This window comes from Aeromonas sp. 55A (genome assembly GCF_051919665.1).
Classification (GTDB): Bacteria; Pseudomonadota; Gammaproteobacteria; order Enterobacterales; family Aeromonadaceae; genus Aeromonas; species Aeromonas veronii.
The window spans coordinates 1,337,501-1,350,022 of the sequence record NZ_JBQBEH010000008.1 but is presented as its reverse complement, the minus strand read 5'-3'; the positions used below and the strand labels follow the sequence as shown (position 1 = coordinate 1,350,022).

The 12,522-nt window shown below is 61.0% G+C and carries 12 protein-coding genes (1 of these 12 running past the window's edge); 7 read left to right on the top strand and 5 right to left on the bottom strand.

The window, feature by feature from the left end:
• The first annotated feature begins 84 nt into the window (after window positions 1-84).
• Both ACTG2G_RS10285 and dinF read left to right on the top strand, forming a co-directional pair.
• The gene (locus ACTG2G_RS10285) at window positions 85-711 is read left to right on the top strand and encodes an SCO family protein (protein ID WP_064335099.1); all 627 of its coding nucleotides are present in this window, start codon (window positions 85-87) and stop codon (window positions 709-711) included.
• Between the two features lie 2 nt (window positions 712-713).
• A complete protein-coding gene (gene dinF / locus ACTG2G_RS10280; protein ID WP_204382340.1) occupies window positions 714-2,075 on the top strand; it encodes an MATE family efflux transporter DinF in 1,362 nt (453 codons plus the stop codon).
• A 13-nt stretch (window positions 2,076-2,088) separates the two neighbouring features.
• On the opposite strand, the gene trmL is transcribed toward dinF, so the two are convergent.
• The 3 genes from trmL to ACTG2G_RS10265 form a co-directional block, all read right to left on the bottom strand.
• A complete protein-coding gene (gene trmL / locus ACTG2G_RS10275) occupies window positions 2,089-2,553 on the bottom strand; it encodes a tRNA (uridine(34)/cytosine(34)/5-carboxymethylaminomethyluridine(34)-2'-O)-methyltransferase TrmL (RefSeq protein WP_005339545.1) in 465 nt (154 codons plus the stop codon).
• A gap of 74 nt (window positions 2,554-2,627) precedes the next feature.
• On the bottom strand, window positions 2,628-3,998 hold the full coding sequence (locus ACTG2G_RS10270; protein WP_005356054.1) for an ATP-binding protein: 1,371 nt from the start codon (window positions 3,996-3,998) through the stop codon (window positions 2,628-2,630).
• Window positions 3,980-4,675, bottom strand: coding sequence for a response regulator (locus ACTG2G_RS10265; protein WP_005339549.1), 696 nt, complete (start codon window positions 4,673-4,675; stop codon window positions 3,980-3,982). Before ACTG2G_RS10265 ends, ACTG2G_RS10270 begins: the two co-directional genes overlap by 19 nt.
• Window positions 4,676-4,760: 85 nt before the next feature.
• Between ACTG2G_RS10265 and fieF the strand changes: the two genes are divergently transcribed.
• From fieF to ACTG2G_RS10245, 4 genes are all read left to right on the top strand, one after another.
• On the top strand, window positions 4,761-5,672 hold the full coding sequence (fieF, locus tag ACTG2G_RS10260) for a cation efflux pump FieF (protein WP_100647123.1): 912 nt from the start codon (window positions 4,761-4,763) through the stop codon (window positions 5,670-5,672).
• Between the two features lie 8 nt (window positions 5,673-5,680).
• Window positions 5,681-6,460: a serine O-acetyltransferase gene (gene cysE, locus ACTG2G_RS10255; protein WP_005339552.1), complete on the top strand. Its 780-nt coding sequence runs from the start codon at window positions 5,681-5,683 to the stop codon at window positions 6,458-6,460.
• A gap of 20 nt (window positions 6,461-6,480) precedes the next feature.
• A complete protein-coding gene (locus ACTG2G_RS10250) occupies window positions 6,481-7,761 on the top strand; it encodes a hypothetical protein (protein ID WP_439985398.1) in 1,281 nt (426 codons plus the stop codon).
• A 246-nt stretch (window positions 7,762-8,007) separates the two neighbouring features.
• The gene (locus ACTG2G_RS10245; RefSeq protein ID WP_005339554.1) at window positions 8,008-8,217 is read left to right on the top strand and encodes a cell division protein ZapB; all 210 of its coding nucleotides are present in this window, start codon (window positions 8,008-8,010) and stop codon (window positions 8,215-8,217) included.
• A gap of 72 nt (window positions 8,218-8,289) precedes the next feature.
• Here ACTG2G_RS10245 and elbB read toward each other — a convergent pair whose 3' ends face one another.
• Window positions 8,290-8,940, bottom strand: coding sequence for an isoprenoid biosynthesis glyoxalase ElbB (gene elbB / locus ACTG2G_RS10240; protein WP_005356063.1), 651 nt, complete (start codon window positions 8,938-8,940; stop codon window positions 8,290-8,292).
• 400 nt (window positions 8,941-9,340) lie between these two features.
• On the opposite strand from elbB, the gene polA reads away from it, so the two are divergent.
• Complete coding sequence (gene polA / locus ACTG2G_RS10235) at window positions 9,341-12,106, top strand: DNA polymerase I (protein ID WP_421387939.1); 2,766 nt, start codon at window positions 9,341-9,343, stop codon at window positions 12,104-12,106.
• 88 nt (window positions 12,107-12,194) lie between these two features.
• Here the strand turns inward: polA and ACTG2G_RS10230 are convergent, their stop codons facing one another.
• On the bottom strand, window positions 12,195-12,522 hold the 3' portion of the coding sequence (locus tag ACTG2G_RS10230; RefSeq protein WP_227272562.1) for a gamma carbonic anhydrase family protein. It continues 212 nt past the right edge of the window; 328 of the gene's 540 nt are visible here — the last part of the coding sequence; the start codon falls outside the window, past its right edge; its stop codon occupies window positions 12,195-12,197.

Sequence of the window (12,522 nt, the reverse complement as noted above, 5' to 3'; positions counted from 1 at the left end):
ACCTTGGCGGCTCGCTGGGGTACAATGCCCCCTCTTGTCCGGTCACTGCTGGCCATCTGCCTCGAACTGAAAGGGTCTCTTGTTATGATGAAGCTCCGCTATCCCCTGCTCTTTCTGCTGCTGACAGCCTGCCTGATCCTGGTGTTCTACGCCACGCAGCCAGAGCAGCCGGAACAGGCCGACTACTATCCGGCGGGGCGGGACATCAACGATTTTGCCTTTACCGATGCGGACAACCAGCCGTTCACTCCTGCCAACCTGAAGGGGCACTGGACTTTCCTGTTCGTCGGCTACACCTTCTGCCCCGATATCTGCCCCACCACCCTGGCAGATATGCGCTCCGTCTATGACCAGCTGAAGAAGATGGCGCCCGACAGTCAGGTAGTGTTTATCTCGGCGGATCCCCAGCGTGACGATATTCCACGCCTCAAGACCTATACCGCCTTCTTCAATCCCGAGTTCAAGGCGGCCACTGCCCCCCACGACAAGCTGTTCCCGTTTGTGCGCAATCTGGGGCTGATCTACTCCATCGCCAATCAGGGGGAGAAGGATTATCTGATCGATCACTCCGCCTCCATCGTGCTCATCAATCCCAAGGGCAAGCTGCAGGCGGTATTCCGCCCGCAGGTGGCGCCGGGTCAGGTACCACGGGTGCAGATGGCCACCATGCTCTCTGACTTTTCCCGTATCCTGAAGCTGACAGGCAACTGAGCGTGACCCCAGCTGTTGCCCCCTGGTGGCGAGATCCCTCTCGCCACCGCGCCGTCTTTGCGCTCGCTCTGCCCATGGTTTTTTCCAATATCACCACCCCCTTGCTGGGGCTGGTGGACACCTGGGTGATCGGTCATCTCGGTCAGGCCTGGTTTCTGGGGGGCGTTTCGGTCGGTGCAACCCTGATCAACCTCATCTTCTGGCTGCTCGGCTTTTTGCGGATGTCGACCACCGGGCTGACGGCGCAGGCGCACGGCGCCGCCGACGGTCGTGCCCAGCTTGATACCCTGCTGCGGGCACTGGGGCTGGCTATCGCCTTGGGGTTGATGCTGCTTCTGTTGCTCTTCCCCCTGTTGCCGAGATTGATCGCCCTGAGTGGCGGCTCGCCCGAGGTGCAGCTCTATGCGGGCCAATACGTGGCGGTGCGGATCTGGAGCGCTCCGGCGGCGCTCTGCAATCTGGTGATCATGGGCTGGCTGTTGGGGATGCAGGATGCCCGCAGCCCGATGGTGATGTTGATCCTCACCAATCTGGTCAATATGGCGCTCGATGCCCTTTTTGTGCTGGGGCTTGGCTGGCAGGTACGGGGTGTGGCGGCGGCCTCGGTCATGGCGGACTACTGCGCGCTGGCCGTCGGCATCTGGCTGGTACGCCGTCAGCTGGGGCAACTGGCGCCGACGGTGTGGCAGGATGGCTGGCAGCGCTGGCGACAGCTCGCGCCCATGGTGCGGCTGCTCGGCCTCAACCGCGATATCTTCCTGCGCTCCCTCTGTTTGCAGCTCTGCTTCGCCTTCATGACTCTGCAAGGGGCACGACTGGGGGATGTGGCGGTGGCCGCCAATGCGGTGCTGCTCAACTTCCTGATGCTCATCTCCTATGGGCTCGATGGTTTTGCCTATGCGGTGGAGGCCATGGTAGGACGAGCCATCGGTCAGCGGGATCGGCAGAAACTGCGGGAGGCCATCGTGCTCAATCTGGGCTGGGCCGCCCTCATCGCCAGTGGTTTTACCCTGGTGTTTGCCCTCTTTGGTGCCCACCTTATCGGCTATATCACCGACATTCAGGCCGTGGTGGCGGAGGCACATCGTCAGCTTCCCTGGCTGATCGCCATGCCCTTGCTGGCGGTCTGGTGTTTCCTGCTGGATGGCGTATTTATCGGGGCGACCCGGGCGCGGGAGATGCGCAACAGCATGTTGCTGGCCGCGTTTGGCGGCTTCTTCCCGATCTGGTGGCTCTGTCAGTCTTGGGGCGTGGCCGCGTTATGGGCGGCGATGGCGGCGCTGATGGTGGGGCGAGGTCTGTCGCTGGGGGTTACTTGCTGGCGGCTGGAGCGCAGCGGGCATCTGCTCGACGCCCGCCACTGATCATCGGTGGCGCTTACATGGCACCGTCGTAGCCGAGCTGGCGCCAGCTCTCGTAGACAAAGACAGACACCGCGTTCGAGAGGTTCATGCTGCGGCTCTGGGGCACCATAGGGATGCGCAGCCGCTGCTCGAATGGCAGGCTCTCGATGATCTCGATGGGCAGGCCGCGACTCTCCGGGCCAAACAGCAGGGCGTCGCCAAGGGCATATTGAGCTGCCGAGTGCGCGGTGCGGCCCTTGGTGGTGCAGGCAAACACCCGCTTGGGCGCCACGGCGGCCAGAAAAGCCTCATAGCTCGGCCAGCGCTTCACCTCGGCAAATTCGTGATAGTCGAGTCCCGCCCGCTTTACCCGCTTGTCATCCCACTCAAACCCCAGCGGCTCGATCAGATGGAGCCGGTAACCGGTATTGGCGCAAAGCCGGATGATATTGCCGGTATTGGGCGGAATTTCCGGCTGGTAGAGGACGATATCGAGCATGACGAGCTCCTGCAAAGAGATGTAAAGCCAAGAAGGGGCGCCAGCATACCCAGCGCCCGTCCGGATGAAAAGGATCAGGCGATGGGCAAGCGGATGGTGATGGTCAGCCCGGTGGGATGATTGTTGCTGGCCGCAATGGTGCCGCCGTGGCGCTGGATCGCCTCCGAGGCGATGGCCAGCCCCAGCCCGGTGCCGCCAGTCTTGGCGTTGCGGGCATCATCGACCCGGAAGAAGGGCTGGAACAGCAGAGCTTGCTGCTCGTCAGGCACCCCGGGGCCATCATCCCGAATGGTCATCACCCACTCCAGTCCCTCCCGATACCAGTCCACCTTGATGAACTCACGGGCATATTTGAGGGCGTTGCGCAGGGGGTTCTCCACCGCCCGGGCCAACAGCTCGGGCCACATCTGGATCGACTCGGCAGGCAGTGGCGGCAGTCTGAGCTGTTTGCCGCTCTGGTTTGCCTCGAACATGGCATCTTCGAGGATGGGTTCCAGCAGGTCGGCCAGCGGGTGTACCACCGGCGCCTCCACATGCTGCTGCACTCGCGACAGATCCAGCAGATCGCCGATCAGCTTGTCCAGCCGTCCGATCTCCGATTCGATCCGCGCCAGCTCGGCGCTGTCACCCTGTTTGCGGCGGATCAGCGCCTGCGCCAGTTGCATCCGGGTGAGGGGGCTGCGCAGCTCGTGGGAGATATCGGAAAGCAGCTGTTTCTGCTTCTGGATCATGCTCTTGAGCGTCTCCACCATGCGGCTGACGTTATCCGCCAGCTGGCCAATCTCGTCGCCCCGTCCCAGGTTGGGGATCTGTACCTCCAGATTGCCGGCCGCCAGTTGGGAGACCGATTTCTGCAACTGCAGGATGGGGCGGGTCAGCCGCCAGGCGAGCAGCAGGCAGAGCGGGGTGCTGACCAGCATCGAGATGCCCAGAATGCGGATCGGGTGATCCAGCACCTGTATGAACAGGAACAGGTAGGGGTTCTCGGCATTGAGGCCGAAATAGACGTGATAGCGATGGCCGTGGTGCTCCATCAGGAAGGGGCCGGCGATCGCCTTGCGATCCTCGTTGCCCAGCATGGGATTGGCCGGGTCATCGGCATCCACCATAAAGCGCACCACGAACTTGCGCGGATGGGTGGTGGACTGGATCTGCCCCTTCTCGTCGCGCAGGTAGACGTTGTCCACCGGCAGCATGGCGATCTTGTCCATCGCCTTGGCCAGATCGAAATCCTGATCCGGCTCGGCGGCGTTGAGCAGGGCCTGCACGTTGTTCTGCATCCGCGCCACTTCGTGGGTCGGCAGCGGGATCTGGTTGCGGGGATCCAGGGTCGGCAGGCTGATCACGGCGGCCAGCATCACCAGCAGCATGAACCAGAACCAGAGGAAGATGTGGGTCGAGATCCCGTTGAGGGAGTTGATGCGCTCTATTCTTGCTCTAGCCACAGGTAACCGCGCCCCCGTACGGTTTTGAAGCGGGGCTGGCCATCGGTGCGGTCCGGCAGCTTCTTGCGCAGGTTGCTCAGGTGCATGTCGATGGCCCGATCGAAGGGTTCCAGCTTCTTGCCCAGCACCTGTTCGGAGAGGTGGCTCTTGCTGACGATCTGGCCGGGATTACGCAGCAGACACTCCAGCAGGCCAAACTCGGTGGCGGTCAGCTCCAGCAGTTGTTCGCCGCAGCGGGCCTGCTGCAGGCCGGGTTGCAGCACTATATCCATGAAGTGAACTTCGTCGGAGGAGTTGCCGCGCTGGGGCGGGGCGCTCTGGGTTCGGCGCAGGATGGCGCGTACCCGGGCCAGCAGCTCCCTGTCATCGAATGGCTTGGCCAGATAGTCGTCGGCACCCGCTTCCAGACCGTTGACCCGATCCTGGCTGTCACCGCGGGCGGTCAGCATCAGGACCGGGGTGTCGTGGGTCTTGCGCAGCTTGGTCAGCATGGCAAAGCCGTTGAGCTTGGGCATCATCACATCCAGCAACACCAGATCGAAGCTCTGCTCCGCCAGCCGTTGCAGCCCCTCTTCACCATCCTCGGCGACCGTGACCTGAAATCCCTCCAGGGTCAGAATTTCGGTGAGCAGTTGGGTCAATTCAAGATCGTCGTCGACCAGGAGTATTCTGTTCATCTGGTGTTATTCCGCAGATTTTCGCGCCAAACTGACGCCGGGGTCAGGGTATAATAAGTTTTTCATCGCCAGAGGAAAGCCGGTTTTGAGCCATCAACAATATTCCCGTTGGGTGACCTTTGCCAGCATGGCGGCCGTCACCACCGCTACCCTGCTCATCATCGGCAAGCTGATCGCCTGGCTGATGACCGACTCGTCGACCCTGCTGGCGTCGCTCACCGACTCCTTCATGGATGTGAGTGCCTCCATCATCAACCTGCTGGCCATTCGCTATGCGCTGGCCCCCGCCGATGACGAGCACCGCTTCGGTCACGGCAAGGCGGAGTCGCTGGCGGGCCTCATCCAGTCGGCCTTTATCTCCGGCTCCGCCCTGCTGCTGGTGATGCACGGCATTTCATCCCTGCTCAATCAGGCGCCTATTCTGCGGCTGGAGGCGGGTCTCTGGGTCAGCGGTGGCTCCATCGTGCTGACCCTGCTGCTGGTCAGCTTCCAGAGCTTTGTCATTCGCAAGACCAACAGTGTGGCCATCAAGGCCGACATGCTGCACTACCGTTCCGATCTGCTGCTCAATGCCGGTGTCTTGCTGGCGCTGGTGCTGGCGGGGCAGGGGTGGTACTGGGCCGACGGCCTGTTTGCCATCCTGATCGGACTGTTCCTGTTGTGGGGGGCGGGACACATCGGCTACGAGTCGGTGCAGGCCCTGCTCGATCGTCAGTTGCCAGCGGAAGAACAAGCGAGAATAATGGCGCTCTGCTGTGCCGTAGAAGGTGTACACGGCGTACATGACCTGCGCACCCGTCAATCCGGGCCGACCCGATTCGTACAGTTGCATCTTGAACTGGATGATCAGATCCCCCTGGTCAAGGCCCATCAGATCGCCGATGAAGCCGAGCTGGCGGTACGCCAGGCATTCGAGCGGATGGATGTCATCATCCACATGGACCCCATCTCGGTGCTGACAAAAGAACAACAGAGCCCTCACCCAGAACAACAGTAGGCTGCAACATGGATGAACTGGTTGCCAAAACCTGGCACAAAATTCAGCAAGAAGCGGAGTGCATGGCGGCCCAGGAGCCGATGCTGGCCAGCTTCTTCCACTCCACCATTCTAAATCACAAGAATCTGCGTTCGGCCCTCAGCTTCCAGCTGGCCAACAAACTCGACAGCGCCACCATGCCCGCCATCGCTCTGCGCGAGGTGATCGAGCTGGCCCTGCGCAGCGAGCCCGAGTTGCTGACGGTAGTGGCGGCCGACATCTGCGCCGTGCAGGAGCGCGATCCTGCGGTCGATCTCTTCTCCACCCCGCTGCTTTACCTCAAGGGGTTCCATGCCCTGCAGGGCTATCGGGTCGCCAACTGGCTGTGGCGTCAGGGGCGCCGCTCGCTGGCCCTTTATCTGCAAAACCAGATCTCGGTGGTGTTTGGGGTGGATGTGCACCCGGCTGCCCGCATCGGCAAGGGGATCATGTTTGACCATGCCACCGGCATAGTGGTGGGCGAGACGGCGGTGATTGAAGATGATGTCTCCATCCTGCAGAGCGTGACCCTCGGTGGTACCGGCAAGGAGAGCGGCGATCGCCACCCCAAGATCCGCGAAGGGGTGATGATAGGGGCGGGCGCCAAGGTGCTCGGCAATATCGAAGTGGGCGTGGGTGCCAAAATTGGCGCGGGCAGCGTGGTGATCAACCCGGTGCCACCTCATACCACGGTTGCTGGCGTACCCGCCAAGATCGTCGGCCGTCCGGAGTGCGACAAGCCTTCACTGGATATGGATCAGTGTCTCTGATCTCCTGACCGGAGGCGTCGATGGCCAAACGCTGGTCGGGTTATCTGATTTTGGGGATGTGGCTGCTCAACCTGCTTCATCTCTATCTGGGTCTCTCCCCCTGGCCCGCGGCCATTGCAGCCTGGGGGGCGTCACTGCTCACCTGGCCCTGGCTGGTAGGGGCCGCCAGGCGGCAGGCGCTGGCCCTGTATAGTGCCGCCCTGCTGCTGTTGATCTTCTCCTGGTGGCAGGGCGCGACCCTCATTGCCGGTGACTGGCTGCTGCCCAACATCAATATGCTCACCATGTTTGCCGCGGTGAGCACCCTCAACCTTGCCACCTCCGGCTTGCTGACCGGCACCACCTCCTGGACCGGGCGTAAAGGCCTGTGGAGCACCATGGCCAGCCTCAATCTGCTGGGGGCGGTCATCAACCTCTCGGTGTTGTTTATCATCGGCGATCGACTGGAGCGCAATGGCACCCTGGAGCGGCGTCAGGTGATGGTGCTGAGCCGGATCTTCTGTGCCGCTGCCTTCTGGTCACCCTTCTTTGTCGCCATGGCGGTGGCGCTTACCTATGCGCCGGGCTTGCAGCTCTCCCATATTCTGCCGTTCGGAATCCTCGCCGCCTTGCTGGCGATGGGGCTGACCGCCTGGCAGCTGGAGCAGATCGGGGTGGCCGACTTTGCCGGTTATCCGCTGCGGCTGCAGACCCTGGGGTTGCCGGTTACGCTGGCGCTGCTGGTACTGCTCATCAAGCAGATCTGGCCCCAGCTCGGCATTCTGGCGGTGATCGCGCTGGTGGCCCCGCTGCTGGCGCTGCTCTTTATGCCGAGGGCCGGGCGCAAGGCGGCCCTCAAGCGGCAGGTGGTGGAGCGCTTCCCCGCCATCGGCGGTCAGCTGGTGCTGTTTCTGGGGGCCGGTTTGCTGGCGGCAGGCATCAACAGTGCGCTGTCGGTCATCGATTTCGGCTCCGGTCACGGCCTGCCGCTGTTCAATCACTTTGGCTGGCTCGAAGCATCCCTCACTCTGCTGCTGATCCTGCTGGTGGCCATCGTCGGGGTACATCCGCTCATCAGTATCTCCGGGCTGGCGCCACTGCTCTGGCCGCTGGCGCCGGATCCCAGCCTGCTCGGCATGTGTTTCCTGCTGGGATGGGGGCTTGCCACCGGCACCAGTCCGCTCTCCGGATCCAATCTGGCGCTGGCCTCCCGCTACAACCTCAGTGCCGGGCTGATCCTGCGCTGGAACCTGCTCTACGGCCTGCTGATGTATGTGGTCGCCTGTCTGTTGCTGGGGGCTTATATCGCCTTGCATGGATAACGGCGGCGCCGTCAGGAGGGGGCAAATGATGCGCGGGTGGCGGGGCCTTTTACGCACGGTTCAGTGTGTTGTCGCGGCTCGGGCGCAGGATGCGAGAAAAATAGACGCATATTTAGACAATACATCTATGGAAGGCGCATTTTACAGCGCACTGGCTTGTTTGTGCCGATGCGCTCGGGGTATGCTGGCTTCACGCGCTTGAATCGCCCTCTGTGGGGCATCGCAATTGAACAAACAGGTATGCATATGTCACTAGAAGTCCTTGAGCAACTCGAATCCAAAGTACAATCCGCCGTCGACAACATCTCCCTGCTGAAGATGGAGCTGGACGAGCTGAAAGAGCAGAACAGCAAGCTGCAAGACGAGAACCATCAGCTGCGCAACGAGCACACTGCATGGCAGGAGCGTCTGCGTGCCCTGCTGGGCAAGATGGATCAGATGGGCGAAACCATCTAATTCATCGCCTTCAGGCAGAATTGAAAACGGGCCGCTCCATGAGCGGCCCGTCTGTTTTTGGCGGGATGGGAATTACAGCGCCAGCAGTTGCTTGACCGTCTTCTCGATCCCGTCTGCCGCTTCGACTATGTTGTTGGCCAGCATGTAGGCGGGGGTGGAGATCACCTTGCGCTCCTGATCCACCACGAATTCGTTGACCGGGCAGTTGAGATGGCTGCCACCCATCGCCTCGATGGCGTTGGCGGTACCCTCGTCATGGCCGATGGTCGCCAGCGTCCCGGCACCATAGATCAGCGGGATCATGGCGGGTGCGATGCAGATATAGGCGGCCGGTTTGTTGGCTTTGGCAAAGCTCTGGCACGCTTTCAGCACATCGGGCTGGATCTGGCATTCGGCTCCTTTGATAGCAAAGTTACACAGGTTTTTGGCCGCGCCAAAGCCGCCGGGCACCAGCAGCGCGTCGTAATCGGCCGCATCCAGCTCGGCCACATCCTTTATCTGGCCACGGCAGATGCGAGCCGCTTCGACCAGCACATTGCGGCTCTCTCCCTCGCTCACTTCACCGGTCAGGTGGTTGATGACATGGAGCTGCGCCACGTTCGGGGCGAAGCACTGGACGGCGGCTCCCTGACGGGCCAACGCCAGCAGGCTGATGACGGCCTCGTGGATTTCGGCCCCGTCAAAGACACCGCAGCCACTCAAAATCACGGCCACTTTTTTCATGGCAAACTCCTCGTTGTTGAAAATGTGAGCCAGGATGGATTGTTGTACTTTTGTATGGTTATCGCTCGCCCTCCGCTGGTCAAGTCATCTTGCTGTGCTAGGATTGTTTCGTTTTGGATCCTGCCGTACCTACTCCCTTAAATCTTTTTCCACATTGATCGAGATCATTCCAACTGTCTTGCGATAGGCTTTTACGATCTCAAGGCATTGTTTTTAATGTGTTTTTATATTCTTATGCACAGTTTTATCACTGTGCGCCCTGATGCGCCCCATTTTTGAACACAGAGTTATCCACAGACTGAGTCCCTTTATCAGGCGCTGTGTGCTGTTGTTGCGCCCCTTGGTGTGAGGGGGGCCCTGTGGCATCCTAGCGGCTGTTTATCTCTGGCAGGACGATTTCATGGCCCCTAGCAACCCCCTTATTCTGGTCGACGGCTCCTCTTATCTTTACCGCGCCTTCTTCGCCTCCCAGCAGGCTGATCTGCGCACATCGACCGGTTTGCCGAGCGGCGCCGTCCGTGTCATGGCCAACATGATGCGCAGCCTGCGCAAGCAATATCCTGACTGTCATGTGGCCGTGGTGTTTGATGCCAAGGGCAAGACCTTCCGCGACGACATCTATCCCGAGTACAAGGCGACCCGTGCCAGCATGCCGGACGATCTGCGCAGCCAGGTCGCGCCTATCCACCAGATGATCAAGGCGATGGGCTTCCCCTTCCTGATGGTGGAAGGGGTGGAGGCCGACGACGTGATCGGCACCCTGGCCCGCCAGGCGACCGAGAAGCAGCTGCCGGTACTGATCAGCACCGGTGACAAGGATATGGCGCAGCTGGTCTCCGATCATGTCACCCTGATCGACACCATGAAAGATGTGAAGACCGATCGGGAAGGGGTGATCGAAAAGTTCGGCGTACCGCCCGAGCTCATCATCGACTATCTGGCCCTGATGGGTGACAAGGTCGACAACATTCCCGGCATGACCGGTGTCGGCGAGAAGACTGCACTGGCCCTGCTGCAGGGGATTGGCAGTATCGACGAGATTGCCGCCAACCTCGACAAGGTCGCCGCGCTCGGCTTCCGTGGCTCCAAGGCGTTCGCCGACAAGTTCCGCGAGCAGGAGGAGCAGGTTCGTCTCTCCTATCGACTGGCGACCATCAAGACCGATGTCGAGCTGGAACAGAGTCTGGAAGAGCTGTTGCTCAAGCCGGTCGACAAGGAGTCCCTGCTGGCGGTCTATCGCGAATACGAGCTGCGCAACCTGATCAAGGAGCTGGAATCCGGTGGTGAAGAGGGCAGCGAGAGCGCCGGACAGGGCGACGCTGGCGATGAGAGCGCCGCTCCGGTTGCCGCCATCGAAACCGACTACCGCTGCATTCTGGACGAAGCCGAGTTTGACGGTTGGCTGGAACAGTTGAAAGCGGCACCGCTGTTTGCCTTCGATACCGAAACCACCAGTCTCGACTATATGGAGGCGCGGATCGTCGGGGTCTCCTTCGCCGTCGAACCGGGCAAGGCTGCTTATGTGCCGTTTGGCCACGACTATCTGGGGGCACCGGTACAGCTGAGCGAGGCCGTGGTGTTGGGCAAGCTCAAACCGCTGCTGGAAGATCCGACCCGCCTCAAGGTGGGGCAGAATCTCAAGTACGATCGCAACGTGCTGCTCAACCACGACATCGACCTGCAGGGCATCGCCTACGACACCATGCTGGAATCCTACGTGCTCAACTCCACCGCCAGTCGTCACGATATGGATTCGCTGGCCAAGCGTTATCTCGGAGTCGAGACCACCTCCTTTGAAGATATCGCGGGCAAAGGGGTGAAACAGCTCACCTTTAACCAGATCGAGCTGGAGCAGGCCGCCCCCTATGCGGCGGAAGATGCCGATATCACCCTGCGTCTGCACCAGACCCTGTGGGGTCAGCTGGAGGCCGTGCCGGGTCTCGCCAAGGTATTCAGCGAGATCGAACTGCCCCTGCTGCCAGTGCTGGCGCGGATGGAGTTGCTTGGCACCACTATCGATCCCAAGTTGCTGCACCAGCAGAGTCAGGAGATCGAGCTGCGGTTGGGGGCGTTGGAGAAGCAGGCCCATGAGCTGGCCGGACAGGAGTTCAACCTCTCCTCGCCCAAGCAGTTGGGGGAGATCCTCTTCACCAAGCTGGGCCTGCCGATCATCAAAAAGACTCCGAAGGGGGCACCGTCCACCGCAGAAGAGGTGCTGGCCGAGCTGGCGGAGACCTACGAGCTGCCGCAACTGCTGATGGAGCATCGTGGGCTGGCCAAGCTCAAGTCCACCTACACCGACAAGCTGCCGCTGATGATCAAGCCGCAGACCGGGCGGGTACACACCTCCTATCATCAGGCGGTAGCGGCTACGGGCCGTTTGTCATCATCTGATCCCAACCTGCAGAACATCCCAGTGCGCAACGAGCAGGGGCGCCGGATCCGTCAGGCCTTCATCCCGAGCGCCGGTTACAAGCTGGTGGCGGCGGACTACTCCCAGATCGAGCTGCGCATCATGGCGCACCTTTCCGGTGACAAGGGGCTGCTGACCGCCTTTGCCGAGGGCAAGGACATCCACAAGGCGACTGCCGCCGAGGTGTTCGGCGTGGCGCTCGATGCGGTCACCACCGATATGCGCCGCAGTGCCAAGGCGATCAACTTCGGCCTCATCTATGGCATGAGTGCCTTTGGTCTGGCCAAGCAGTTGGGTATCGGCCGTGCCGAGGCGCAGAAGTACATGGATCTCTACTTCGAACGCTACCCGGGCGTGCTGGAGTATATGGAGCGTACCCGCCAGCAGGCGGAAGCCCAGGGTTATGTCGAGACCCTGTTTGGCCGTCGTTTATATCTGCCGGATATCAAGTCCCGCAACGCTGGTCTGCGCAAGGCAGCCGAACGGGCCGCCATCAACGCGCCCATGCAGGGTACGGCTGCCGACATCATCAAGCGCGCCATGATCAACGTGGACAGCTGGATCCGCGGGATTGAAGATGAGTCGATCCGCATGCTGATGCAGGTACACGATGAACTGGTGTTCGAGATCCGCGAAGAGAAGCTGGAGGAGTACACCGCCATCATCAAGGAGAAGATGTCTGCCGCTGCCGAACTGCATGTGCCGCTGCTGGTTGAAGCGGGTACCGGTGACAACTGGGATCAGGCCCACTGATTTCTGGTCAGCCGTTCTGCACGGCTATATAGCTATATAAGAAGCGAAGCCCGGCATTATGCCGGGCTCCCTGTTTTTGCCAGCCCTATCAGGTCTCTTGCAGATACTCATCCTTGAGCAGGACATAGTTGTCGGCCGAGGTCTTGAGGAAGGCGATCTCGGCGGGTTTGAGCGGACGAGCCTGTTTGACGGGATTCCCTATATATAGAAAGCCCGATTCGAGTCGCTTGCCCGGTGGCACCAGTGAACCTGCGCCGATCATCACATCATCTTCAACCACGACGCCATCAAGCAGAATGGCACCCATGCCGACCAGCACCCGGTTGCCTATGGTGCAGCCGTGCAGCATCGCCTTGTGACCGACCGTGACATCTTCACCGATCAGCAGTGGATAGCCGATTGGATTGCTGGCGCTC